The sequence below is a fragment of the Geodermatophilus aquaeductus genome (assembly GCF_900182545.1).
GTDB lineage: Bacteria > Actinomycetota > Actinomycetes > Mycobacteriales > Geodermatophilaceae > Geodermatophilus > Geodermatophilus aquaeductus.
The window spans coordinates 250,007-270,477 of sequence record NZ_FXTJ01000004.1 but is presented as its reverse complement, the minus strand read 5'-3'; the positions used below and the strand labels follow the sequence as shown (position 1 = coordinate 270,477).

General features: G+C 77.8%; 21 protein-coding genes. 12 read left to right on the top strand and 9 right to left on the bottom strand.

Features of this window, described 5'->3' with window-relative positions:
• Nucleotides 1-38: 38 nt before the first annotated feature.
• Nucleotides 39-890 carry an MEDS domain-containing protein gene (locus tag FN207_RS12600; RefSeq protein WP_142458846.1) on the top strand — a complete coding sequence of 284 codons (852 nt, stop codon included), beginning with the start codon at nt 39-41 and terminating at the stop codon, nt 888-890.
• A complete protein-coding gene (locus tag FN207_RS12595) occupies nt 887-1,834 on the top strand; it encodes an anti-sigma factor RsbA family regulatory protein (RefSeq protein ID WP_142458845.1) in 948 nt (315 codons plus the stop codon). Before FN207_RS12600 ends, FN207_RS12595 begins: the two co-directional genes overlap by 4 nt.
• A 28-nt stretch (nt 1,835-1,862) precedes the next feature.
• On the opposite strand, the gene FN207_RS12590 is transcribed toward FN207_RS12595, so the two are convergent.
• From FN207_RS12590 to FN207_RS12575, 4 genes are all read right to left on the bottom strand, one after another.
• Nucleotides 1,863-2,246 carry a hypothetical protein gene (locus tag FN207_RS12590; protein ID WP_142458844.1) on the bottom strand — a complete coding sequence of 128 codons (384 nt, stop codon included), beginning with the start codon at nt 2,244-2,246 and terminating at the stop codon, nt 1,863-1,865.
• Between the two features lie 200 nt (nt 2,247-2,446).
• Entirely contained in the window at nt 2,447-3,643 is a 1,197-nt protein-coding gene (locus FN207_RS12585; RefSeq protein WP_142458843.1) for an MFS transporter, read from the bottom strand.
• A gap of 45 nt (nt 3,644-3,688) precedes the next feature.
• Nucleotides 3,689-4,249, bottom strand: coding sequence for a TetR/AcrR family transcriptional regulator (locus tag FN207_RS12580; RefSeq protein WP_142458842.1), 561 nt, complete (start codon nt 4,247-4,249; stop codon nt 3,689-3,691).
• Complete coding sequence (locus tag FN207_RS12575) at nt 4,246-4,836, bottom strand: sugar O-acetyltransferase (RefSeq protein ID WP_142458841.1); 591 nt, start codon at nt 4,834-4,836, stop codon at nt 4,246-4,248. The genes FN207_RS12580 and FN207_RS12575 overlap by 4 nt, the downstream gene beginning before the upstream one ends.
• Before the next feature lie 117 nt (nt 4,837-4,953).
• Between FN207_RS12575 and FN207_RS12570 the strand changes: the two genes are divergently transcribed.
• Nucleotides 4,954-5,832 (top strand): alpha/beta fold hydrolase, encoded by an 879-nt coding sequence (locus FN207_RS12570; RefSeq protein WP_142458840.1) that lies wholly within the window; start codon nt 4,954-4,956, stop codon nt 5,830-5,832.
• 75 nt (nt 5,833-5,907) lie between these two features.
• Nucleotides 5,908-6,105 carry a DUF1918 domain-containing protein gene (locus FN207_RS12565; protein ID WP_142458839.1) on the top strand — a complete coding sequence of 66 codons (198 nt, stop codon included), beginning with the start codon at nt 5,908-5,910 and terminating at the stop codon, nt 6,103-6,105.
• Between the two features lie 247 nt (nt 6,106-6,352).
• Here the strand turns inward: FN207_RS12565 and FN207_RS12560 are convergent, their stop codons facing one another.
• The 3 genes from FN207_RS12560 to FN207_RS12550 form a co-directional block, all read right to left on the bottom strand.
• The gene (locus FN207_RS12560; protein ID WP_142458838.1) at nt 6,353-7,114 is read right to left on the bottom strand and encodes a PadR family transcriptional regulator; all 762 of its coding nucleotides are present in this window, start codon (nt 7,112-7,114) and stop codon (nt 6,353-6,355) included.
• A 42-nt stretch (nt 7,115-7,156) separates the two neighbouring features.
• Nucleotides 7,157-7,627, bottom strand: coding sequence for a hypothetical protein (locus FN207_RS12555; RefSeq protein ID WP_142458837.1), 471 nt, complete (start codon nt 7,625-7,627; stop codon nt 7,157-7,159).
• A gap of 78 nt (nt 7,628-7,705) precedes the next feature.
• On the bottom strand, nt 7,706-8,704 hold the full coding sequence (locus tag FN207_RS12550) for a serine hydrolase (protein ID WP_142458836.1): 999 nt from the start codon (nt 8,702-8,704) through the stop codon (nt 7,706-7,708).
• Between the two features lie 158 nt (nt 8,705-8,862).
• Between FN207_RS12550 and FN207_RS12545 the strand changes: the two genes are divergently transcribed.
• Both FN207_RS12545 and FN207_RS12540 read left to right on the top strand, forming a co-directional pair.
• Nucleotides 8,863-9,432, top strand: a complete 570-nt coding sequence (locus FN207_RS12545) for a hypothetical protein (protein WP_142458835.1) — start codon at nt 8,863-8,865, stop codon at nt 9,430-9,432.
• A 136-nt stretch (nt 9,433-9,568) separates the two neighbouring features.
• The gene (locus FN207_RS12540; RefSeq protein ID WP_142458834.1) at nt 9,569-10,153 is read left to right on the top strand and encodes an AAA family ATPase; all 585 of its coding nucleotides are present in this window, start codon (nt 9,569-9,571) and stop codon (nt 10,151-10,153) included.
• On the opposite strand, the gene FN207_RS12535 is transcribed toward FN207_RS12540, so the two are convergent.
• Nucleotides 10,101-12,662 carry an HAD-IC family P-type ATPase gene (locus FN207_RS12535; RefSeq protein ID WP_246066015.1) on the bottom strand — a complete coding sequence of 854 codons (2,562 nt, stop codon included), beginning with the start codon at nt 12,660-12,662 and terminating at the stop codon, nt 10,101-10,103. The genes FN207_RS12540 and FN207_RS12535 overlap by 53 nt on opposite strands.
• A 112-nt stretch (nt 12,663-12,774) precedes the next feature.
• Between FN207_RS12535 and FN207_RS12530 the strand changes: the two genes are divergently transcribed.
• A complete protein-coding gene (locus FN207_RS12530) occupies nt 12,775-14,418 on the top strand; it encodes a sensor histidine kinase (protein ID WP_142458833.1) in 1,644 nt (547 codons plus the stop codon).
• Nucleotides 14,419-14,434: 16 nt separating this feature from the next.
• Here FN207_RS12530 and FN207_RS12525 read toward each other — a convergent pair whose 3' ends face one another.
• Nucleotides 14,435-14,644, bottom strand: a complete 210-nt coding sequence (locus FN207_RS12525; protein ID WP_142458832.1) for a hypothetical protein — start codon at nt 14,642-14,644, stop codon at nt 14,435-14,437.
• 75 nt (nt 14,645-14,719) lie between these two features.
• Between FN207_RS12525 and FN207_RS12520 the strand changes: the two genes are divergently transcribed.
• From FN207_RS12520 to FN207_RS12500, 5 genes are all read left to right on the top strand, one after another.
• Nucleotides 14,720-15,607, top strand: coding sequence for an alpha/beta fold hydrolase (locus tag FN207_RS12520; RefSeq protein WP_221888165.1), 888 nt, complete (start codon nt 14,720-14,722; stop codon nt 15,605-15,607).
• Between the two features lie 58 nt (nt 15,608-15,665).
• Nucleotides 15,666-16,550, top strand: coding sequence for a PP2C family protein-serine/threonine phosphatase (locus tag FN207_RS12515; protein WP_185938312.1), 885 nt, complete (start codon nt 15,666-15,668; stop codon nt 16,548-16,550).
• 123 nt (nt 16,551-16,673) lie between these two features.
• Nucleotides 16,674-18,740 (top strand): elongation factor G-like protein EF-G2, encoded by a 2,067-nt coding sequence (locus FN207_RS12510; RefSeq protein WP_142458830.1) that lies wholly within the window; start codon nt 16,674-16,676, stop codon nt 18,738-18,740.
• 103 nt (nt 18,741-18,843) lie between these two features.
• Nucleotides 18,844-19,545 carry a cardiolipin synthase ClsA gene (clsA, locus tag FN207_RS12505; RefSeq protein WP_246066014.1) on the top strand — a complete coding sequence of 234 codons (702 nt, stop codon included), beginning with the start codon at nt 18,844-18,846 and terminating at the stop codon, nt 19,543-19,545.
• On the top strand, nt 19,542-20,468 hold the full coding sequence (locus FN207_RS12500; RefSeq protein ID WP_246066013.1) for a DUF881 domain-containing protein: 927 nt from the start codon (nt 19,542-19,544) through the stop codon (nt 20,466-20,468). The genes clsA and FN207_RS12500 overlap by 4 nt, the downstream gene beginning before the upstream one ends.
• Nucleotides 20,469-20,471 lie beyond the last annotated feature (3 nt).

Here is a 20,471-nt window from a genome sequence, read left to right as displayed (position 1 = left end):
TCCTGACGCCGGGGTCCCGGGCGAGTAGGTTCGCGGGTGTGACCGTCCCGCAGGGTCTGGACGCGGTCGACCAGCTCGGGCCGGGCGACCACGCGTGCCGGTCCTTCACCGGCGCCGCCGACCTCGCCGCCGCGGTCGTGCCCTTCCTCGACCAGGGGCGCCGCCGCGACGAGCAGCTGCTGCTCGTCGGGCCCGCGCGGTCGGCCCTGCTCACCGCCCTGGCGGCCCTGCCGCACCGCGACGAGCTGCTCGCCGACGGCCGGCTGGACCTGCAGGTGACCGGGGACAGCTACTCGGCCGGCGGCGTGCTCGCCCCCCACGAGCAGGTGGAGCGCTACCGCCGCGCCACGCAGGCGGCGCTCGACGGCGGCCGCACCGGCCTGCGGGTCGCCGCGGACGTCACCGAGCTGCTCCGCGGCGGCCGATCCGGCCGCCGCCTGCTGCACGCCTACGAGCAGCTCGCCGACGAGCTGATGGGAACCCTCCCCCTGACCGCGCTGTGCCTCTACGACGCCTCGGTGGGCCCGGACGCCCTCGGGCCGGTGGCCGTCCTCCACCCGCTGCAGTCCCTCGGGGACCGGCCGGCGCTGGCCCACCTGTCCGGGCGGGGACCGGTGCTGTCGCTGCACGGGGAGGTGGACCTCACCGAGGCCGCGTACGTGGCCACCGCCCTCGTCGACGTCGCCGGAGAGGTGCCCGGCGAGGTCGTCCTCGACCTGTCCGACCTCGCCTTCCTCGACGTCGCGGGCGCCCGTGCCCTCGCCGGTGCGGCACGCGAGCTGGCCGGCCGGGGGACGTCCCTGCGGCTGACGGGCGCGTCCCACGGCGTGCGCCGGTGCCTGGACCTCTTCGGACTCGACCCCTCCGGCCCGGGTGGGGAGCGGGCATGACCCGGATGCGCCCGACCGGCGACTGGGACGGCACCCGCCTCGCGCACGAGGGCTTCGTCTTCTCCGCCGACGCCCAGGTCGTCGAGCGGGTGGTGCCCTTCGTGCTCGAGGGGTTCCGCCGGGACGAGCCGGTGCTCGTCGTCGCCGGGGAGCGCGTGCGGTGGCTGCTGGCCGAGCACCTGGGGACCGACCTCGGGCGGCTGACCGTCTTCGCCGCCGCGGAGACCTGGTGGCGCGGTGGGCACGGCACCCTGCAGGCCTACGACCGCGACCTGCGCGCCCTGCGGGCCACCACCCCCAGCTGGCGGCTGGCCGCCGAGCCGACCTGGCTGGCGCGCGAGGACGGCCGGGAGTGGAGCCGGTTCGAGGCGGTCGCCAACCGCTGCTACGACGCGATGCCCTACTACAGCCTGTGCCTGCACGACGCCCGCCGGCTCCCGGCCGACGTCCTCGCGGCCGTGGACCGGTCGCACCCGCTCACCTGGAGCGGCACCGCGCCGGCGCCCGGCCCGGCCTACGAGGACCCGGCCGCCTTCCTGCGCTCGGTGCAGCCGGCCTGGACCGCGCGTCCCGCGCACGCCGGCGTCGCCACCGTGACCGCACCGGTGCAGGGACGGCGCGCCATCAGTGCCGCGGTGCCCGCCGACCGGCGGGCCCGGCTCGGCGACGTCGTCCTGGCCACGCACGAGCTGCTGGCCAACGCGCTGCGCGTCGCGGCCTTCGCCGAGCTCGCGACCTGGATGGACGGGGACACCTTCGTCGTCGAGGTGTCCGACGGCGGGCCCGGCCTGCCGGACGAGACGCTCGGCTACGTGCCGCCCGACCCCGAGCGCGGGTCCGGCGGGATGTGGCTGGCGTGGAGCCTGGCCGACGACGCCGCCGTCCGCAGCGGCCCGGCGGGCACGGCCGTGCGGCTGTACTTCGGCGCCCCGTTCCGGCCCTGACCGGAGGCCGGGTCAGCGCGCGTCGACGTCAGGGCGCGTCGAAGAGGGTGACCCGGTCGGGCCCGGCCACGGTGAACGGGTTGGCCCACTCCGAGGGCGTGCCGGTGATCGGCTGGGCGTCGGTGACCACGAGGTAGGGCGTGCCCGGGTAGACGGCGAGCACCCGGGCGGTCGAGGTGAGCTCCTCGGTGTGCTCGAGCAGCTCGCCGCGGCGCAGCGTGGTCGTCGTCCGCTGCCCGTGCAGCTCGCGGCCCACCTCGGCCACCCACTCCGCGCCGTCCTGGCGGAAGACGATGGCCTGCACCCGCCGGCCCGGGGGAGCGGGCTCGCAGCCGGCGAACTCGGCGAGGGCCTCGTAGAGCCGCTCGGCCTGGTCGTCGTCGCTCGCGCGCGGGAGGAAGAAGGCAGCCACGCGCCGATCCTCCCCTCGGCCACCGACGTCCTCGGGATGCGGACCGGGCCGCGGGCGTGCACCCTGGGGATGTGCTCCGCTCCGGCGAGTAGAGGGGGAACTCCTCGCCGGCGCACCGGGCCAGGTTCCGAGCTCCCGCTCCCTGGCCCGGCTCCGCCGAGGCCGGTCGTGCACGACGGGGTGCCGCGCCTCGGGTCCGGTCAGTTCCGGCTCACCGTCGCCCGCAGCACCCGCCCGAACACCACGGTGGCCAGCCCGGCGGCGACGACGAGGAGCAGGCCGACCCGCAGGCTCGAGGCGTCGGCGATCGCGCCGACCAGCGGCGGGGAGGCGAGGAAGCCGATCCGCAGCAGCCAGTTGACCAGCGTCAGCCCGACGCCGTGCCGCAGCCCGGGCAGGTCGTCGGCCGCGGCGTAGACGGCGGGGACGAGGGTGGCCACGCCGAGCCCGGCGAGCCCGAACCCGACCAGCGTCGTCGGCAGCGAGGGGACGGCGAGGGCCAGCCCCATGCCGGCGGCGACGACGGCACCCCCCACGCGGGCCACCCGGCGCTGGCCGAAGCGGTCGACGACGCGGTCGCCGGTCAGCCGCCCGACGGTCATGGCCACCGACAGCGCCACGAAGCCCAGCCCGGCGGTCGCGGCGCCGGTGCCGATCTCGCCGCGCAGGTACAGCGCGCTCCACGAGGACCCGGCGTCCTCGACGAACGCCCCGCAGACGGCGAGCACGCCGAGGGCGGCCAGCGCGGGGAGGACGGCCCGCAGCGCGCCGCTGCCCCCGAGGGGCACCGCGTCGGCGGCGGGCTCGTCCTGGTCGGGCCCCGGCAGCATCGAGCGGTACGTGACCAGGGCGAGGACGGCGAACACGCCCGCGACCACGCCGAGGTGCAGGCCCAGCGGGACGCCCAGCCCGGCCGCGGCGGAGCCGATCAGCCCGCCGGTGACCGCGCCGATGCTCCAGATGCCGTGGAAGCCGTTGAGGATCGACCGGTCGTAGGCCCGCTGCACGCGCAGGCCGTGGGCGTTCTGCGCGACGTCGACGACGGCGTCGAGCGCCCCGGCCACGAACAGCGCCCCCGCCAGCAGCCACCACGACGGCGCGACCGCCGCGCCCCAGACGGCCGCGGCGAGCGCCACCAGGCCGAAGGAGGCCACCCGCGCCGAGCCGAACCGGCGCATGAGCGCGGCCGAGGCCAGCGCGGAGACCAGCGCGCCGAGCGGCAGGGCGGCCAGCGCCGCGCCGAGGGAGGCGTTGGTGAGGTCGAGGCGGTCCTTGATCTCCGGCAGCCGCGGCACCAGGTCGGCGTAGAGGACGGCGTTGATGAAGAAGCACGCGGCGACGGCGGTGCGGGCGGCGCGCAGCCGGGGCGGTGCGGCAGCCGGGAGGGTGTCCGACACGGAGGTCCTGTCCTGTGTGGGGTGTGCGGGGGGTCGGCCGGCGGGTCAGCCGGCGAGGCGGAGCAGGGCCGTGCGGATCCGGTCGGGGTCCATCGGGTCGGTCGACAGCGCGCTGTGCAGCACCAGGCCGGTGACCAGGGCGTCGAGCTCGGCGGCGGTGACCGGGTCGAGGTGGCGTTCCAGGCTGCGCCGGCTGCGCTGCATCCAGTCCTGGGTGACCGCGCGCAGCGCCGGCCGGCGGGCGGCGGCCGCGTAGAGCTCGACGGTGAGCACCAGGTCGCGGCCGGAGACGAGCAGGTCGCCGGTGAGGTGCTCGACCAGGGCGGCCAACGCCGACGCGCGGTCCGGTGCGGTGCGCATGCGCTCGTCGAAGCGGCCGGCGACGTCCTCGACCAGCAGGGTGAACGCCGCGGCGTGCAGCTCGTCGAGGGAGGCGAAGTGGTACGTCGTCGACCCCAGGGGGACGTCGGCGGCGCGGGCGATCGCCCGGTGCGTGGCGCCGCCGACCCCGACGTCGGCGATGACGTCGAGCGCGGTGACCACCAGCCGGTCGCGCCGTCCGGGGTCGTGCCGCCGCGGGCGCCTGTGGGCCGGTGCGGCGGTCATCCCCGCTCCAGCGTCCGGACCACCCGGGCCGGGTTGCCGACGGCGACCACGCCGGCCGGCAGGTCCCGGGTGACCACCGACCCCGCGCCGACGACGGTGTCCGCGCCGATGGTCACGCCGGGCAGCACGATCACGCCGCCGCCGAGCCACACGTTGTCGCCGATGGTGATCGGCTGGGCGGCCTCCCACTTCTGCCGCCGTGGCTCCGGCTCCACCGGGTGCGTCGGGGTCAGCAGTTGAACGTTCGGCCCGATCTGGACGTCGTCGCCGATGGTGATGGCCGCGACGTCGAGGGCGACCAGGCCGAAGTTGGCGAAGGAGCGGGCGCCGATGCGCAGGTTGCTGCCGTAGTCGACGTACAGCGGCGGGCGGATCTCGGTGTCCTCGCCGACGGCGCCCAGCAGCTGCTCGAGCAGGTGCCGGCGCAGCGGGCGCTGGCGCACCGAGGTGGCGTTGTAGGCCGCCACCAGGTCGAGCGCCGCGGCGCTCGCCTCGCCGATCTCCGGGTCGTCGGCGATGTAGGGGTCACCGGCGAGCATCCGCTCGCGCATGGTCCGGTCGTCGTCGGCGGCGGGCAGCGCGGTCATGCGGACGACCGTACACAACGATGCGGACGTCCGTACGCAACGGCGCGGTGCGGGGACCGATGAGTCCGTCGGCACCCGGGTGTCTACTCCGCAGACCACCCATCCCCGGAGGCCCCGATGACCAGCACGCCGACCGAGCTCGACACCCGCACCCTCGAGGTGGCCGGCGCCGTCCTCACCTACGACGTCCGCCCCGGCCCGGACGGCGCGCCGGTCCTGCTGCTGGTCGGCTCGCCCATGGGCGCCGAGGGCTTCGGCACGCTGGCCGGGTACTTCCCCGACCGCACGGTGGTCACCTACGACGTGCGCGGCGCCGGGCGCAGCCGCCGCACCGACGGCGCGCCCACGAACACGCCCGAGGAGCACGCCGGCGACCTGTCCGCCGTCATCGACGCGGTCGGCGGCGGGCCGGTGGACCTGTTCGCCACCAGCGGCGGGGCCATCAACGCCCTGACGCTCGTGGTGCGCCGGCCCGGGCAGGTGCGCACGCTGGTGGCGCACGAGCCGCCGTCGCTGCGGTACCTGCCCGACGCCGAGGAGGCCTCGGCCGCCACGCACGCCGTCGCCGAGGCCTACCGGCAGGGCGGCCGGGGCCCCGGGATGGCCGCCTTCATCCGGCTGGTCGGCCACCGCGGCCCGGTGACCGCCGAGCTCGCCGGCCCGGCGCCCGACCCGGCGGTGTTCGGCCTCCCCACCGAGGACGACGGCGCGCGCGACGACGCGCTGCTCGCCCAGAACATGCTCTCCAGCACGCACGCGGAGTTCGACGTCGCGGCGCTGCGGGCGGCGCCCACCCGGGTCGTCATCGCCGTGGGGGAGGCCTCGGAGGGGCAGCTGGCCCGCCGCGGCGGTGAGGGCGTGGCCGCCGCGCTCGGAACGACGCCGGTGCTCTTCCCCGGTGACCACGGCGGGTTCATGGGCGGCGAGTTCGGCCAGGCGGGGGAGCCGGAGGCCTTCGCCGCCCGGCTGCGCTCGGTCCTCGACGGCACGGCCTGAGGCCCTTGCCCGGCCGCGCGCCGCGGCGGGAGGCTGGTCCCGGCAGGACAGCGCCGTCAACGCCGGGAGGTCGCCGTGGAAGCACGCGTGGGGGACAGGATCGTCGTCCGCTCGACCCACCAGGGGGAGCCGGACCGCACGGGGCGGGTGACGGAGGTCCGGGGGGAGGCCGGCGGCCCGCCCTACGTCGTCCGCTGGGACGCCGACGGGCACACCGGCGTCTTCTTCCCGGCCGGCTCCTGCACCGTCGAACACGAGCCCGCCGGGGCCTGACGCACCCGATCCTGAGGGCGCGGTGTGCCCGCAGCGCGCCGGGGAGCGCCTCCCCACCGCGCTGCGTGCACACCGCGACGTCCCGAACGACGGCGCGCCTCGAACCGTTATCCCCAACTTAACCGCCAGCCTGGCCGGCCGACCCGCCCGCTGAACGGCAGAAATGGCCATCTCTGTCGCCCGGTCCGGGAGCCGGGGACGACAACGCCCCCGCCGCGTCGGATGCGGCGGGGGCGTCGTCGTCGGCTCAGGCCTGCGGGTCCTCCGGCGGATCCTGGCCGGCCGGGCCCGCGGTGCCCTCGGGGCCGTCGGCGAGGAGCAGGTACAGCGCGCGGCGGGCCTCGGCGAGGACCCCGACCGCGGCGGCGAACTGTGCCTCGGTGCCGGTGCGCGCCACCTGGCGCACCGCGCCGTGCAGCTGCTCGAGCAGGCCGCGGAGGTCGGCGGGGGGAGCGCCGTCGGCGGCGCCAGCGAACGGGTCGTTCCCGGTGCCGCGCAGGCCGTCGGCGGCGCTGCGGCCGGTGTCGGTGAGCGTGGCGAGCTTGCGGCCGGCCTCGGCGGTGACCGTGACCAGGCCCTCGTCCTCGAGCTGGCTCAGCGTCGGGTAGATGGCCCCCGGGCTGGGCGTCCAGCGACCGCCGCTGCGCTCGGCGATCGCCTGCATGAGCTGGTAGCCGTGCATGGGCTGCTCGGCGAGCAGCAGCAGGACCGCGGCGCGCACGTCACCGCGTGGCGCCCGCCCGCGGCCCCGGCGACGGAAGCCCGCCGCGGGGTCGAACCCGGGGCCGAACCCCGGCCCGAAGCCCGGACCGAAGCCGGGGCCGCCGAAGCCGAAGCCCCCGGGACCCCCGGCCTCGGCGGGCCCACCGGGGCCGCCGAAGCCGAAGCCGTGCGGACGCCGGCCGTGGCCGTGCCCGCCGTGCTGACCGTGCCCGCCCTGCTGGCCCCAGGGGCCGTGGTGGGGACGGCGGCCGGGCCGCCAGCCCTCGGAGCGTGGATAGAACTCCATGACCGTCCTCCTGACGTATCGGATGACAGTAACGATATGTCGCTACATGTCGGAGCGCAAGGAGTCGAGGGAGGACGCGGCGATCGCCAGGACCGCCGCCTCGCCGAGCGCGTCCACCTCCCGCGCCAGGACGCGGAGCGCGACCGGCCGCCCCGAGCGGAGCAGGACGGTGAGGCGGGCGGCGACCCGGTCGATCCGCTGCGCCGGAGGGACGTCGGCCGCCGCGGGTTCCGGCGGCAGGACCGACCAGGGCTGGGCGATCTCGGCACTGAGGGCCGGCAGCCGCCGCAGGAGGGCGGCGCAGCCGGCGGCGAGCCGCCACCAGGTGCCCGCGCGCAGGCCCGGCGGCCCGGAGGCACCCGCGGCCGCCCAGCGCAGCAGCCGGACCACGTCGCCCCAGACGACGTCGGAGACGACGTCCTCGACCGGCCGGCCGCCGGGGGGGCGCTGCGCGAGCACGAGGGCGCGGGTGGTGGAGGGGTCGAACAACCACGGGCCAGGATCGGCGTCCATGGCGGCACGCTCGTCGCCCCGCCTCGGCGCGACCTGAGCGCGACCTGGCAGGGAGCTGGCAGCCTCGGAAGGGCGGACTCAGCCCAGGGCGCCGAGCACCGCCGCGGCGGCCGCGTCGAGGGCGCCGCGCGCGCGTCCCCACGACGTCGCGGCGGGGAAGTCCCCGAGCAGCACGACCACCCGCCCGTCGGGGAGCACGCCGGCCGAGTGCACCTGCCGGCGGCCGTCCACGCAGCACATCCAGCCCTGCTTGGCCGCCACGCCCGCCGTCCCCTGGAGCAGGCCGAAGGTCTGGTCGAAGCCGTCGGCCGCGCTCGCCGAGGTGGCCCGCAGCCAGCCGAGCAGCGTCGCGGCCGGCTGCCGCCCGGGAGCGGCGGCCAGCCCGGCCAGCACCACGGCGACGTCGGACGCGCTCGTCGTCGCCTCGCCCCACTGGCCGGCCACGTCCGGCGGTGCGGTCGCGGTCAGCCCCGCCTCGGCCGCGGCGGCGGTGACCAGCGCGGCGCCGCCCCACCGGTCCCAGAGGGTGCTCATCGCGCCGTCGTCGGACCGCACGATCGCGCGCTCCATGAGCGCGAGGTCGCCCTCGCCCAGGTCGAGCGCGCCGGCAGCCTCGAGGGCGAGCAGCCGGCCGACCACGAGCAGCTTCACCAGCGAGGCGGTGTAGCGGACCTCGCCGGCGGAGGCGCCGGTCACCAGCGGCCGCCCGGCGGCGTCCAGGACGACGACGTCCACCGTGCCGCGCGCCCCGGCGGCCGCTGCGTCCACGGCGGCGAGCACCGCGGCGGCGTCCACCGGCGGGGGCGGGGGCGCGGTCGGGGACGGGCGGACCGGGGGCGGAGGCGCCTCGGACCGGCCCAACGGCTGCAGGCCGGGGACCGGCACGGTGTCGACGGTCCCGCCCATCGATCCCCCCGGCACGGACCCCTCCGACCCTCCCCGGACCAGGAGCACGACCACCAGGCCGGTCGTGGTCACCACCAGCACCGAGGCGAGCACGACGGTGAGCGCGGCGGCCACGAGGCGGCGCAGCGGACCCCGGCGCGGACGCGGGGACGGCGGTCGGACGACGCTCACGCCCCCAGCGTGGACCACTTTCCGGCCGAGGCGGTGAACAGCGTGTTTCCGCAGTCCACAGTCCCGCCACGGCCGCCTGCCAGGCCCGCCACAGGAAGCGGTCCGAGGGTCGCAGACGACGGCCGGACCTGCCGGCCGCCCGAACGAGGAGAACTCCCGTGCGCAAGAAGATCGTGCTCGCCACCACGGCCGGCGTCCTGGCCGTCGGCGGCCTGGCGTTCGCCGTCCCGGCCGTGGCCGACGACGACACGACCACCGCGACCTCGGCCCCCTCGGCCGAGGAGCGCATCCGCGACGCCCTCGCCGGCCTGGTCGACGACGGCTCGCTCACCTCCGAGCAGGCCGACGAGGTGGCCACCACGCTCGGCGACGCCGGCCTCGGCGGCGGCCACGGGCACGGCGGCCCCGGCCGGGGCCTGGACCTCTCCGTCGCCGCCGACACCCTCGGTCTGTCCGAGGACGACCTGCGCACCGCGCTCGAGGCCGACGACGCCAGCCTCGCCACGGTGGCCGGGGACCGGGGGGTGGCCGTCGACGACCTCGTCGCCGCGCTGCTGCAGGCCGCCCAGGAGCGCCTCGACGACGCCGTCGCCGACGGCCGGCTCACCCAGGAGGAGGCCGACGAGCGCGCCGCCGACCTTGAGACCCGGCTGACCGACCTGGTCGAGAGCACCGACGTCGACCTCGACGGCCCCCGCGGCGGCCGCGGCGGTCCCGACGGGGACTGACCGTCCCGGCACTCCGCGGCGCCGTCCTCCGTTGGGGAGGGCGGCGCCGCAGTGCATCCCGGCCCGCGCCCGCGGACCGGCCAGGCGGGGAACCGTGCGGGTAGCGTCCGCCGCCCCGCCCCGACAGGAGGACCCCGTGACCAGCACGCTGCCGACGACCGCGCCCGACGGGCGGGGTGCCGTCCCGGCGCGCTCGCTGGTCGTCGTCGGCGGGCTCCCGGGCAGCGGCAAGACCACGATGGTGCGCCGGCTGCTCGGCGACGGCGTCCCGGGCGTGACCGCCGTCGACTCCGAGGACGTCGCCGCCCGCTGGCGCACCTCCGCCTCCGTGCCCTACCGGTTCGTGCGCCCGTTCGTGCACGCCCGGCACCGGTTCCGGGTGCTGCGGGCGACCGCCGGCACGGCGCCGGTGGTCGTGCTCGCCGACCCGTGGACCAGCCGCTGGTGGCGCCCCGTGGTGCTCGGCACCGCCCGCCTGGCCGGCCGCGCCGTCCGCGTCGTGCTCATCGACGTGAGCGCCGGCGACGCCGCCGAGGGCCAGCGGATCCGCGGCCGCCGCATCCCCGAGAACCGCATGCGCCGCCACGCCGGCCGCTGGGACCGCTACCTGGCCGCCGGGCCGCCGCCGGACGCCGCGCTCGTCCTGGACCGCCCGGCCGCCGCCCGGCTCACCCTCGCGGAGCTGCTGGGGTCCGCTCCGCCGGGGTCGGCGGCGGGCTGAGGGCGCCGGTCAGGCCGAGCGCCCGCTCCAGCAGCCGCAGCCGGTAGACCGCCGTCAGCACGGCGAACCACAGCACGAGCGCCGGCAGCACGGTGGCGAACACCGGCTCGGCGGCCTCGGTGAGGCCGAAGTAGTCGGTGAACGTCGGCCACATCAGCCCGGCGGAGAACACCACGACGAGCGCGACCACCAGGAGCGCGGGGCGGCGGTCGCCGTCGGGCCGGGTCCACGCCGCGAACCACCGGTTGGGCGGCTTGAGGAAGAGGATCAGCAGGAACGCCGCGTAGGACACGAACGTCGACAGGCCGGTCTGCGCGCCGATGGTGGCCGCCGCCTCGGCGAACCCGACGTCGTCGGAGGACAGGCCGGTGTAGTCCTCGAACTCGGTGCGCACGAACGGGGGGAGGTCCGCGTCGCTCAGGCCCTCCAGCAGGCCGGTGTAGAGCCGGGTGTAGACCGCGACGCCGGCGGCCGCGGTGACCAGCATCGCCGGGACGACGAACCGCCACAGCGTGGTGAGCAGGTGCGGGTCGGGTGCCTGCGGGCGGGCCCAGGCGGTGAGGAACAGCGTCGGGACGCCGACGGTGAGCAGCGTGAGCCCGACCTGCGCCGGCGAGTAGGGGAAGCCCAGCCCCAGCATGGTGACGGCGAGGATGACCAGCCCCTGCGTGCCCACCCGCGCCAGGAACACCTGCATCGAGGTGCTGATGCCGGTGATGATCCGGCGGCCCTCGTGCGCGGCGGGCAGCAGCGCGCCCAGGGAGTCGCCGGTCAGCACGATGTCGGCGACGTCGCGGGTGACCGCGCTGCCGCTGGCCATCGCCACGCCGACGTGCGCCCGCTTGAGCGCCCGGGCGTCGTTGACGCCGTCGCCGACCATGGCGACGTAGCGGCCCTGCCGGCGCAGCGCGTCGACCAGGCGCTCCTTCTGCTCCGGGGCGATGCGCCCGAAGACCGTCGTCCGGTCCACCAGGGCGTCGAGCTCCGGCTCCGGCAGCCCCTCCAGCGCCGGGCCGGCCACCGGATCGCCGGGCTCGAGCCCGGCCTGGCGGGCCAGCGCGGCCACGGTGGCCGGGTCGTCGCCGGAGACGACCTTGACCGCGATCCCGTCGGCGGTGAGCCGGGCGAGGGTCTCCACGACGTCGGGGCGCAGCTCGTCGGCCAGCGCCACGACGGCGAGCGGCTCCAGCGCGGGCAGCCGGGCGCGGCCGGCGCCGTCGCGCAGCGGCGCGTCGCGGTCGGCGCGGGCGAGGACGAGCACCCGCAGCCCCCGCGCGGTCAGCTCGCGGACCGGGGCGCCCAGCGGCGGGCCGGCCAGGCGCGGCGCGAGCGTGTCGGGGGCGCCGAGGACCAGCACGGCGTCGGGGGTGCGCAGCGCGCTCCAGCGCAGCGCGGAGGAGAACGGCACCTCCTCGGCCACCGGCACCGCCTCCCCGGGCAGCGCCTGCGCCAGCGCCGCCGTCGTCAGGTTGCCCGCGGCGGTGCTGCGGGCCATCGACCCGAGCAGCCGCTCCACCACCCCGGCCGGGAGGTCCCCGGCCGGGCGCACCTCGGCCAGCGACAGCCGCCCGGTGGTCAGCGTGCCGGTCTTGTCGGTGCAGACGGCGTCGACGTTGATCACCGACTCCACCGCGTTCACCTGCTGCACCAGCGCCCCGCGCCCGGCGCTCTTGGCCGCGCCCACCGTGTAGGCGACAGCGACGAGGAAGAACAGCCCGTAGGGCACCAGACCCGAGAGCACCGCGGTGGTCTGCACCGTCCGCACGAGCGTGAACCCCTCGAGCGCGGCCTGCGCCAGGATCGTCACGCTCATCAGCAGGACCAGCAGCATGACCAGCCGGACGACGAAGTCGATCCGCCGCTGCAGCGGCGTCCTGTCGGTGGTGACCCGCCGCGCCTCGGCGGTCAGCCGCCCCGCGTAGGACGCCGCGCCCACGTCGCGGGCCAGCTGGGTGCCCCGGCCGCCGACGACGAACGAGCCCGACAGCAGGTCGTCGCCGGGCGCCTTCGGCAGCGCCTCGGACTCGCCGGTGAGCAGGGACTCGTCGACCTCGACCCGCCCGTCGAGCACCGGCCCGTCGACGACGACCTGCGCTCCGGGGGCCAGCCGCAGCACGTCGCCGCGCACCACCTCCTCCGGCGGCACCTCGGTGTCGGCGCCGTCGCGCACCACCGTCACCGTGCCGCGCGCCAGCAGCTGCAGCCGGTCGAGCTTGCGTTTCGCGCGGATCTCCTGCACCGCGCTGATGGCGGCGTTCACCAGGCCCAGCCCCACGCTGGTGAACGCGTCGCTGTAGCGGCCCAGCGCCAGCAGCGCGGCGCCGATGGTGAACAGGATGACGTTGAAGAAGGAGAAGACGTTGGTGCGCAGGATGACGCCGTAGCTGCGCGAGCCGGCGCTGACCGCGACGTTGCCCTCCCCGCGGCGGTGCCGCGCCCGCGCCTCGGCCGCGGTCAGGCCGCCGGCGTCCGCCGTGCGGGGCGCGGGAGGAGGGGACTGCGTCTTCACCGGCACGACGATGACAGGCGCGGCGGCGTCCAGCAGCGCGCGCCGCGCGTTCCCCAGCCGACTCCCGCCCGGCGTCCAGGCAACGGCCAGCCTCGCCGCCCACCGTGACGGCATGAGCACGCGGGCCCGGGCGGGGCGAGGCGGACCCCGCTCGCTGCGGGGACGGCTGCTGTGGGTCTTCCTGGTGCCGCTGGCCGTCGTCCTCGCCGTCGTGGGGACCGCCGCCACCGCCGCGGTCCGCGGGGAGCTGCTCGGCCAGGTCGACGAGCGGCTGGCCGGCGCCGTGGACCGGTCGGCGCACGCCGACGGCGGGCCCGAGGGCGATCCCGGCAGCGATCTCGGCGACGATCTCGGCGATGGCCCGGACTTCCTGCTGGTCCCGGGCCAGGGCGACGGGACGCTGGGCGCCCGGGTGGTCGACGGCGCCGTCGTGGAGGCCGCCGTCATCGGGACCGGGGGCGACGGCGAGGCGCTCAGCGGGCAGCAGGCCGCCGCGCTGGCCGACGTCCCCGCCGACGGCGGTGCCCGGACCGTCGACCTCGGGCCGCTCGGCGACTACCGGGTGGTCGCGACGGCGGCCGGCGACGGCGGGCGGATCGTGACCGGCCTCCCGCTGGCCTCGGCCGAGTCGGCGCTGGCGCGGCTGGTCGCCGTCGAGGCGGTCGCCGGCCTGCTCGGGCTGCTGGCGGCCGGCGCCGTCGGGTCGCTGGTCGTGGGCCGCACGCTGCGCCCGCTGCACCGGGTGGCGGCCACCGCCGGGCGGGTCGCCGAGCTGCCGCTGTCCAGCGGCGAGGTGCGGCTGGCCGAGCGGGTGCCGGCCGCCGACACCGACCCGCGGACCGAGGTCGGCCGGGTCGGCGCCGCGCTCAACCGGCTGCTGGACTCCGTGGAGTCCGGCATCGCCGCCCGCCAGGCCTCGGAGACCCGGCTGCGCCGCTTCGTCGCCGACGCCAGCCACGAGCTGCGCACCCCGGTGACCTCCATCCGCGGCTACACCGAGCTGGTGCGCCGGCGCGGCGGGCTGCCCGAGGACGCCGATGCCTCGCTGCGCCGGGTGGAGGCCGAGGCGGTGCGGATGTCCGGCCTGGTCGACGACCTGCTGCTGCTCGCCCGCCTCGACGCCGGCCGCGAGCTGGCGGTGGACACCGTGGACCTCACCGGCCTGGTCATGGACGCCGTCAGCGACGCCCACGCCGCCGGGCCGGAGCACGGCTGGCGGGTGGACCTGCCCGCCGCCGCCGTCGTGGTCCCCGGCGACGCCGCCCGGCTGCACCAGGTGCTGGCCAACCTGCTGGCCAACGTCCGCACGCACACCCCGCCGGGCACCACCGCGACCACCCGGCTGCGCGCCGAGCACGGCACCGCGGTCCTCGAGGTCGCCGACGACGGCCCCGGCATCCCCGCCGACCTGCAGCCCGGCGTGTTCGAGCGGTTCGCCCGCGGCGACGCCTCCCGCTCGCGGGCCAGCGGCAGCACCGGCCTGGGCCTGGCGATCGTGGCCGCCGTCGTCACCGGCCACGGCGGCACGGTGGGCGTGGACAGCCGGCCCGGGCGGACGGTGGTCACGGTGCGGCTGCCCGGCGCCACGGTCGCCGAACTCGACGACGACACCGAGGACGACACCGAGGACGACACCGAGGACGACACCGAGGACGACGACGCCGAGGCCCCCGCGGTGCCCCGCGCACGATCAGGTGACCTGATCGTGCTGCGTCCTGGCTCGGCGTCGACGGGAAGCCAGGACGCTCCACGGTGAGCCAGGACGGGCGCGGCTACGCCGGCACCAGGCGGCGGCACTCCGGGCAGACGTCGTCGGCGCCCAGTCCGCGGCGGCCGTTCCACGCCCCCTGGACGACGGCGACCGGCGTGCCGCACGCGGCCACCCACGGCGGCGGCCCGTCGGCGGCCTCGCGGGGGACGGCGTGCGCCCGGCTGGTCTCCTGGTCGCGGCCGGCCGCGTGCCCGTTCCCTGTGCTCGTCACCGCACCAGTCTCCCCGCGCCAGTCTCCCCGCACCCGGCTCGACGGCCCGCGGCGGAGACCGGCAGGCTGCGCCGCGTGAGGACGACGGAGCACCGGGTGAGCGTGGCCGAGGGGATCGACCTGTGGGTGGAGGAGCGCGGGAACCCCGCCGCGCCCCCGCTGCTGCTGGTGATGGGCGCCAACGCCGGCGCGCTGGGCTGGCCGGAGGAGCTCGTCGACCTGCTCGCCGCCCGGCACCGGGTGATCCGCTACGACCACCGCGACACCGGGCGCAGCACGGCGGCGTACGACCGGGCGCCCTACGCGATCCGCGACCTCGCCGCCGACGCCGTCGCGGTGCTCGACGGCCTGGGGATCGACCGCGCGCACGTCGTCGGGATGTCGATGGGCGGCACGCTGGTGCAGCTGCTGCTCCTCGACGCGCCGTACCGGCTGCGCAGCGCCACGGTCCTGGCCACCTCCGCGCTCGGCGCCGGCCTGGCCGACGTCGCGGGCACCGGCGCGCTGCCCGGCCCCGCGCCCGAGCTGCTGGCCTACTGGCAGACGATGGGGGCCGACCGCGACCGCGAGGCGGAGCTGGACTGGCGCGTCGAGCACTGGCGGCTGCTGTCGGGGAGCGCGCTGCCCTTCGACGCCGCCTGGTACCGCGCCCAGGAGGAACGGGCGATGGCGCACGCCGGCACCGTCGCGAGCCCGGTCGCGCACGCCCTCGCCGACCAGTCGGGCCTCGACCGGGGCGCCGAGCTGGCCGGGGTGCGGGTGCCCACCCTGGTCGTCGAGGCGCCCGAGGACCCGGTCAACCCGCCGCCGCACGCCGAGCACCTCGCGGCGACCATCGGCGGCGCCCGCCTGGTGACCGTGCCGGGCATGGGGCACGCGCTGCCGCCGGTGGTGCACGGACAGCTCGCCGCGGCGGTCACCGCGCACACCGCCGCCGCCGACGCCGGGACGACGGTCGGCTGAGTCCGGCCCGCGCCCCGGTGCGTTCCCGCCCGGCCCGGCGCGGGCCAGGATGTCGCCCGTGACCGCCCCGTCGACGCCGCTGCCGTGGTTCCCCGCGGCCGAGGCACCCGGCGGCCGGCCGGCCCGCGCCCGTGCCGGGGGCGGGCTCGACCGGCTGGTCCTCGACCCCGCTGCGGTCTCCCTCGCCGGCCCCCGCGGGCAGGACCAGGACGCCGGGTACGCCGGCCCCGGGCTGCTCGTGGTCGCCGACGGCGTGGGCGGCAACCGGGGCGGGGCCACCGCGGCCCGCCTCGCCGTCGCCGAGGTCACCCGCCGCGCGGCCGCCGCCCGCGCCGACGGCACCGAGGCCGGCCCCGACGCCGGCCTCGCCGGGGCACTGGCCGCCGCCGACGCCGCCGTCCGCGCGGCAGCCGCAGACCCCGCGCTGGCCGGCATGGCCACCACCTGCACCGCCGCCGTGCTCGCCCGCGACGGACGGGTCGTCGTCGCCCACGTCGGCGACAGCCGCGCCCTGCTGCTGCGCGCCGGCGTCCTCACCCGGCTGACCACCGACCACTCGCTGGTGCAGGCCCTCGTCGCCTCCGGGGACCTCACCCCCGAGGAGGCCGCCGTCTCGCCCATGCGCTCGGTGCTGCTGCGCGCCCTCGGCGGCTCGGCCGACCCCGGCCCGGCCGACCTGATCGCCGTGGCCGCCGAGCCCGGCGACCGCCTGCTGCTGTGCTCCGACGGCCTGTCCGGCGTGGTGCCGGCCGGGACGCTGCAGCGGGTCCTGGGCGCCGAGCGCCGTCCCGCGGCCGCGGCCGCCCGGCTGGTCATGGCCGCCCTGGCCGCCGGCACCCGCGACGACGTCACCGTGGTGGTCGCCGACGTCGCCCCGGCGGGGTGGTCGGGCAGCCCGGGGGAGGTCCTCGTGGGCTCGGCCGCCGACATCCCGGACGACTGAGTCCCGGGGGCTTGCCCAGCCCGCGCGTCCAGGGGCAGGGTGTGAGGCACACCACATCCCGTTCGGCCCGGGAGGTCCCCGTGCGCATCCCCAGCCAGGCCAGCGACCGGCCCGGCGGCCGCCGTGGGTAGGGACGTCGTCCCGGCACCGGAGCCGCGGGAGCCGGCCCGGGTGCGCAACGTGGCGCTGGTCGGCCACGCCGGCGCCGGCAAGACGACCCTCGCCGAGGCGCTGCTCGTGGCCACCGGCGCCCTCCCGCGCGCCGGCCGCGTCGAGGACGGCACCACCTGCCTCGACAGCGACGACGTCGAGGCGCGCCAGCAGCGGTCGGTGACCCTCGGCGTGGCCACCGTCGAGCACGAGGGCACCCGGATCACGCTGCTCGACACCCCCGGCAGCCCCGACTTCGTCGGCGAGCTGCGCGCCGGGCTGCGCGCCGCCGACGCCGCGCTGTTCGTCGTCTCCGCCGTCAGCGGCGTCGACGCCTCCACCGTGCAGCTGTGGGAGGAGTGCGCCGCGGTCGGCATGCCGCGCGCCGTCGTCGTCACCCAGCTCGACCGCGCCCGGGCCGACGTCGAGGAGACCGTCCGGCTGTGCCGGACGGCGCTGGGCGCGGGCGTCTACCCCGTGCACCTGGTCGACCGCGCCCCCGACGGCACCGTGCGCGGGGTGGTCAACCTGCTCGAGCCGGGTGCGGCGGCCGAGGACGCCGACCGGCTCCGCAGCGAGCTGATCGAGGGGATCATCGGCGAGAGCGAGGACGAGGCGCTGATGGAGCGCTACCTCGCCGGCGACGAGCTCGTGCAGGGCGACCTCATGAGCGACCTCGGGACCGCCGTCGCCCGCGGGCACTTCCACCCCGTCCTGTGCGCCGCCCCGCTGCTGGGCGTCGGCCTGGACTCGCTGCTCTACCTGCTGGTCAACGGCTTCCCGTCCCCGCAGGAGCACGGCTGCCCGCCGGTCACCCGCCCCGACGGCGCCCCGGCGCCGCCGCTGGCCTGCGACCCCGACGGCCCGCTGGTCGCCGAGGTGGTCAAGACGACGACCGACCCCTACCTCGGCCGGGTCTCCCTGCTGCGGGTGTTCTCCGGCACCCTGCGCCCGGACACCCCGGTGCACGTCTCCGGGCACGGCGGCGCCGAGCGCGGCCACCCCGACCACGACGCCGACGAGCGCATCGGCGCGGTCTCCTCCCCGCTGGGGTCGGCGCTGCGGCCGGTCGCGGCCTGCCCGGCCGGGGACGTCTGCGCGGTCGCCCGGCTGACCTCCGCCGAGACCGGCGACACCCTCTCCTCGCCCGGCGACCCGCGGCTGGTGCCGCCCTGGGACCTGCCGGTGCCCCAGCACCCGGTGGCGGTGGAGGCCGCCTCCCGCGCCGACGAGGACCGGCTCGGCCCGGCGCTGACCCGGCTGGCCGCCGAGGACCCCACCGTCCGCGTCGAGCGCTCCCGCGACACCGGGCAGCTGCTGCTGTGGTGCGTCGGGGAGGCCCACGGCGAGGTGCTGCTCGAGCGGCTGCGCACCCGCCACGGCGTCGCGGTGACGACGGTGCCGGTGCGGGTGCCCATGGTGGAGACGCTCGCCGGGCCCGCGCGCGCCACCGGCCGGCTGGTCAAGCAGTCCGGCGGCCACGGGCAGTACGCCGTCGTCGTGGTCGAGGCCGAGCCCGGGCCGCCCGGGTCCGGCGTCACCTTCGCCCAGCGCGTCGTCGGCGGGGCGGTGCCCACGAACTACCACGGCAGCGTGGAGAAGGGCGTCCGCGCCCAGTGCGCCAAGGGCGTCCACGACGACCGGCCGCTGGTCGACGTCGCCTTCGTCCTCGTCGACGGCAAGGCGCACTCGGTGGACTCCTCCGACGCCGCCTTCCAGTCCGCCGGGGCGCTGGCCGTCCGCGAGCTGGCCGCGGCCGCGGGCACCCGCGTGCTCGAGCCGTGGTGCGAGGTGGAGGTGGTCGTGCCCGCCGAGCACGTGGGCGCGGTCATGAGCGACCTGTCCTCCCGCCGTGCCCGGGTCACCGGCAGCGACGCCGACCCCGACCGGGACCGCACCACCGTGCGCGCCGAGGTCCCCGAGATGGAGCTGCTCGGCTACGCCGGCGCGCTGCGCTCGGTCAGCCACGGCACCGGGTCGTTCAGCCGGCGCCCGCTCGGCCACGAGCCGGCCCCGCCGTCACTGCTCGTCCCCGCCTGACGGCGGCCCCCGGTGAGGGGCCCGCCACGGGCCTCCGAGTGGCGGGGAGCGACGGGGTCCGTCGACTAGCCTCGGGCACGGTGTGCAGCGGGGTGGAGGAGCAGTGACGTCGTCGCAGGGGCCGTCGGCCGCGGTTCCGGTGTCCCCGGTGGTGGGGGAGCCCCGGGTCACCGACCGCAACGAGCTGCCCGACCGGGTGTGGACGGTGCCCAACGCGCTGTCGGTGCTGCGGCTGCTCGGCGTGCCGCTGTTCCTGTGGCTGCTGCTGGGGCCGCACGAGGACGGCTGGGCCGTCGCCGTGCTCATGGTCTCCGGCGTCACCGACTGGGCCGACGGCAAGCTCGCCCGGGTCCTCGGCCAGTCCAGCCGGCTCGGCGCGCTGCTCGACCCCGCCGCCGACCGCCTCTACATCATCGCGACGCTGATCGCCTTCGTGCTGCGCGACGTCGTCCCGCTGTGGGTGGTGGTCGTGCTCGTGGGCCGCGAGGTCGTGCTCGGGGTGATGCTGCTCGTCCTGCGCCACTACCGCTACGAGCCCCTGCAGGTGCACTACCTGGGCAAGGCGGCCACGTTCAACCTGCTCTACGCCTTCCCGCTGCTGCTCCTGGCCGACGACGCGACCGGCGCCTGGCTGGCGTGGGTCCAGCCGGCGGCCTGGGCGTTCACCATCTGGGGCGGCGCGCTCTACGTGCTGTCGGGCCTGTTCTACGTCGTCCAGGTCGCCGGGATCGTGCGCGCCGAGCGGACCGGGACGCCGGGAGGGACCCGGCCCGGGGCGGGTGCGGAGGCCCGCCCGGCGCCGTGACGGCCACCGGGCCGGCCGCACCCCCGCGCGGCGGCGGGGTGCGCTCCATGGGCGCGTCCCTGCTCGACCAGGTGCTCGCCGAGACCCTCGACCCCGCCTACGCCCGCGCCGCCGAGGAGAAGGCCCGCGCCGCCGGCGACCCGCCCGCGGCCGGCCGGCGCCGCCCGGGCGCGCTGGCGGTCGCGCTGACGATGGCCCTCGCCGGGCTGCTGTTCGCCGTCACCTACGCGCAGGCCGCCTCCGGCGAGGCCGGGCGCGAGGCGGTGCGCGGCGCGCTGGTCGAGGACATCGGCGCCCAGTCGGCCACCACCGACGACCTCTCCGCCGAGCTCGAGGACCTGCGCGGGCAGGTCGCCGAGGCCCGCGACGGCGCCCTGGCCGCCAGCGCCGTCGGCCAGCGGGCGATCGAGGACCTCGAGGCCGCGGAGCTCGCCGCCGGCCTGGACACCGTCACCGGCCCCGGCCTGCTGGTCACCCTGGCCGACGCCGAGCCCGACGCCGACGCCGACCCGGTGGGCGGCACCGGCGACGACGGCAGCGGCGACGTCCGCGACGGCGACCTGCAGCTGGTGGTCAACGCGCTGTGGGCCGCCGGCGCGGAGGCGGTCTCGATCAACGACCAGCGGCTGGGCCCCACCACCGCGATCCGCTTCGCCGGGGAGGCGGTCCTCGTGGACTTCCGCCCGGTCACCAACCCGTACCTGATCAGCGCCATCGGCGACCCGGACGAGCTCCGGTCGCGGTTCCTGGCCAGCCCCGAGGTCAACGCCCTGGCCGTCATCTCGGAGTCCTACGGCCTGCGTTTCGAGTTCGCCCAGGAGGACGAGCTGTCCGTTCCCGCCGGGGGAGTCCCCGAGCTGCGATCCGCCGTCCCCTTCACCGGCCAGCCGGCCGAGGCCGCCGCCGGCGGGGCGGGGGACTGAGCG

Bases quoted from the DNA above. Each gene is read 5' to 3' on its own strand.
- FN207_RS12570 (WP_142458840.1), top strand. From the start codon at position 4,954: ATGACCAGCACGCCGACCGAGCTCGACACCCGCACCCTCGAGGTGGCC.
- FN207_RS12580 (WP_142458842.1), bottom strand. From the start codon at position 4,249: ATGACCGCCGCACCGGCCCACAGGCGCCCGCGGCGGCACGACCCCGGA.
- FN207_RS12560 (WP_142458838.1), bottom strand. From the start codon at position 7,114: ATGGAGTTCTATCCACGCTCCGAGGGCTGGCGGCCCGGCCGCCGTCCC.
- FN207_RS12575 (WP_142458841.1), bottom strand. From the start codon at position 4,836: ATGACCGCGCTGCCCGCCGCCGACGACGACCGGACCATGCGCGAGCGG.
- FN207_RS12530 (WP_142458833.1), top strand. From the start codon at position 12,775: ATGAGCACGCGGGCCCGGGCGGGGCGAGGCGGACCCCGCTCGCTGCGG.
- FN207_RS12595 (WP_142458845.1), top strand. From the start codon at position 887: ATGACCCGGATGCGCCCGACCGGCGACTGGGACGGCACCCGCCTCGCG.
- FN207_RS12555 (WP_142458837.1), bottom strand. From the start codon at position 7,627: ATGGACGCCGATCCTGGCCCGTGGTTGTTCGACCCCTCCACCACCCGC.